Below are 2,460 nucleotides of genomic sequence, written 5' to 3'. Positions count from 1 at the left end.
CACCTGGAGCCTGTGCAGTAATGCAGATGATTGCTCCTTCTTTCTCATCGTGGCCACATTCGTCATCAGGGCCATGATGGCATGTGCTCTGTCCGGTTGTGAGATCCCCGCGGATATATGCCTGTGCTACGGCATCGACATCCCCTGAGGCACCGAGTATGACATCGATCCCGTTCTCATGGAAGAGATCTATTGCACGTGGTCCCATCCCTCCTGCAATCACAAGGTTTGCGCCATGCTCTGCAAGGAATCGGGGGAGCTTTCCCGGTTCATGTCCGGGGCTGTCAAGATCATCGCCCCGGATAATCATGGAATTCTGAACAGTAAATATCGCATATTTCTGGCAGTGCCCGAAATGCTCAGACACTCGTGTTCCATCCATTGCAATCGCTATCTTCACTCTTGCACCTCCGTCTGGTCTGCCTGCTGGAAGAATCTCCCTCCACGCATACGCCCTCCTCCGAAACCCCTGCCGCATCCGCGTGGCAGACCGCCTCTTCCGAGTCCGTAGATTGGTCTTTCAGTCTGTACTGCACTCTGTGCGTCAGGTGCCGGGGCAACACAGCGCCCCATGCGCCTTCCGGTCATTGGCCCCATACCCTGGGGCCCCATTCCATCTAATCCTGGCATTTTGTATCACCTGGTTTTGGTAATAAGTACTCATATGCTCACAAATACTTAAATCTTTCTATCATCCCCGATGAAGTGCCATGCTACTTTGCTATTCTCAGGAATATGCATGTTCAAATAAAGAGGGGATATGAGGAGGTATGACAATTCGAATTGTTTGTAGTTGCCAATCATTATATGTTTACGGGAATCGCCTTTGTACCCATCCTCTGCCAAATCCCCTGCCGCCTCCGCGTGGGATTCCGCCTCTTCCGAGTCCGTAGACTACTTGTCTTTCTGTCTGTTCTTCACTCTGTACATCTGGTGCCGGGGCAACACAGCGCCCCAAACGCCGTCCAGTTAGTGGCCCCATGCCGCGGGGTCCTGTTCTGTCAAATCCTGGCATTTTGTATCACCTGGTTTTGGTAATAAGTACTCATATGCGCATAATGGCAAAAAGGTATGGATCGTACTAACAACCCGGATTGTTTATGCTTGTGTCCTTTCAAATAATCCCATATTATGAGGATCAAGGTTATCTCTCCGGATATCATCACCTATGGCGCCATGGTGATCGGCGGAGTGCTCAGAGAGCAGGGACACGATGTCTCCATATCACGTTTTGTCGAAGATACAGATACGGATATCCTGCTCCTCTCCCTCTATTCCACCCAGCATCTTCTCGATGAGCGGATAAAAAAGGTGATAGGTGCCCGGAAAAAGCTTGGCGGCAGGTGTTATGTCGGAGGTCCGGTATCTTCACATCCGGCAATGGTTTTGGGAGAATTATCGCCGGATGCAGTTGTTGTAGGGGAAGGTGAAATAACGACGCCACGCCTTGTGGCAGATGGCCCTTCGCCTGAAATACCGGGGATTGCCTATATGGAAGAAGAGGTGATGGTCACTACGGGCCCATCTCCTCCATCTCCAATGACGCGCCCTCTTCCCCTGATCCCCGCCGATATCGGTGAACAGAATGTCAGGGGTGCGAATGTGTATATTGAGACGCACCGTGGATGTATCGGTGGATGCGGATTCTGCCAGGTTCCCCGGTACTTCGGGCAGGAGATCAGAAGCCGGAGCATTGAGGCTATTCTCACTGAAGTGCAGGCATTCAAAGATGCCGGTGCGCATCGGATCTCAATATCGGGGGGTACCGGATCGCTCTATGCTTCAGAACAGGGGAGGATGAATGTCCCAGCTTTTGTCGCACTCTTAAAGGGTATTGCAGGAATAATGGGTCCAAAGAACCTCTCCTCCCCGGATATCCGGGTAGATTGCATCACTGACGAGGTGCTGGATGCGATCCGTGACTATACCATCGGGTGGGTCTTTTTTGGAATTGAATCCGGGAGTGAAGCCATTCTCAGAAAGATGCGGAAAGGGGCAGATGTCGATCAGGTGAGGGAAGCGGTGAGGCGCTGCCGTGACCATGGGCTGAAAGTGGCGGGGAGTTTCATTGTGGGATATCCCGGTGAATCCGAAGATGATTACCAGAAGACAAAAGATCTCATTGAGGAACTCTCACTGGACGATGTCTTTGTGAGCGCCGCAGAGCCGATTCCCAAAACACCGCTTGCAGATCTTGTCCTATCCACACCTCTGGATGAAAATCCTGTATATATCCCGCATACGGGTGAATATAAGGCTCTTGGGCTGTCTGTTGCAGAAGCGCGTGCCTTTGACCTGATGCTCCATGCCGATCTCAACAAGCCGGTATTCTCGATGGCAGATGATCGGACATTTGATCTCTACCTTGCAGAAGTACGGAAACAGGGATCTGATATTAAAAAAGCTACTGAATGTCTTCTTCAATATTCTAAAAAATAAGAAAGGGTGGAATGAATTTCC

At 51.0% G+C, this 2,460-nt stretch carries 4 protein-coding genes; 1 reads left to right on the top strand and 3 read right to left on the bottom strand.

Translation table 11 applies throughout. The annotated features are described in order from the left end of the window. From QCH34_RS10740 to QCH34_RS10730, 3 genes are all read right to left on the bottom strand, one after another. A partial coding sequence (locus QCH34_RS10740; RefSeq protein ID WP_300333983.1) for a NifB/NifX family molybdenum-iron cluster-binding protein occupies positions 1-400 on the bottom strand: 400 nt, incomplete at its 3' end. Continuing rightward, complete coding sequence (locus QCH34_RS10735; protein ID WP_300333980.1) at positions 397-630, bottom strand: DUF5320 domain-containing protein; 234 nt, start codon at positions 628-630, stop codon at positions 397-399. The genes QCH34_RS10735 and QCH34_RS10740, both read right to left, overlap by 4 nt. A gap of 181 nt (positions 631-811) precedes the next feature. Then, positions 812-1,015: a DUF5320 domain-containing protein gene (locus QCH34_RS10730; RefSeq protein WP_300333978.1), complete on the bottom strand. Its 204-nt coding sequence runs from the start codon at positions 1,013-1,015 to the stop codon at positions 812-814. Between the two features lie 116 nt (positions 1,016-1,131). Here QCH34_RS10730 and QCH34_RS10725 point away from each other — a divergent pair, with 116 nt between their 5' ends. Continuing rightward, complete coding sequence (locus QCH34_RS10725; protein WP_300333975.1) at positions 1,132-2,439, top strand: methyl-coenzyme M reductase glutamine C-methyltransferase; 1,308 nt, start codon at positions 1,132-1,134, stop codon at positions 2,437-2,439. Positions 2,440-2,460: the final 21 nt, after the last annotated feature.

Origin of the sequence: Methanocalculus sp. (assembly GCF_029762515.1) — an archaeon.
Taxonomy (GTDB): domain Archaea; phylum Halobacteriota; class Methanomicrobia; order Methanomicrobiales; family Methanocorpusculaceae; genus Methanocalculus.
This window is presented reverse-complemented; position numbering and strand designations above follow the sequence as displayed.

Excerpts from the sequence above, each read along its gene's own strand:
- QCH34_RS10735 (WP_300333980.1), bottom strand. The coding sequence starts at position 630 with ATGCCAGGATTAGATGGAATGGGGCCCCAGGGTATGGGGCCAATGACC.
- QCH34_RS10730 (WP_300333978.1), bottom strand. The coding sequence starts at position 1,015 with ATGCCAGGATTTGACAGAACAGGACCCCGCGGCATGGGGCCACTAACT.
- QCH34_RS10725 (WP_300333975.1), top strand. The coding sequence starts at position 1,132 with ATGAGGATCAAGGTTATCTCTCCGGATATCATCACCTATGGCGCCATG.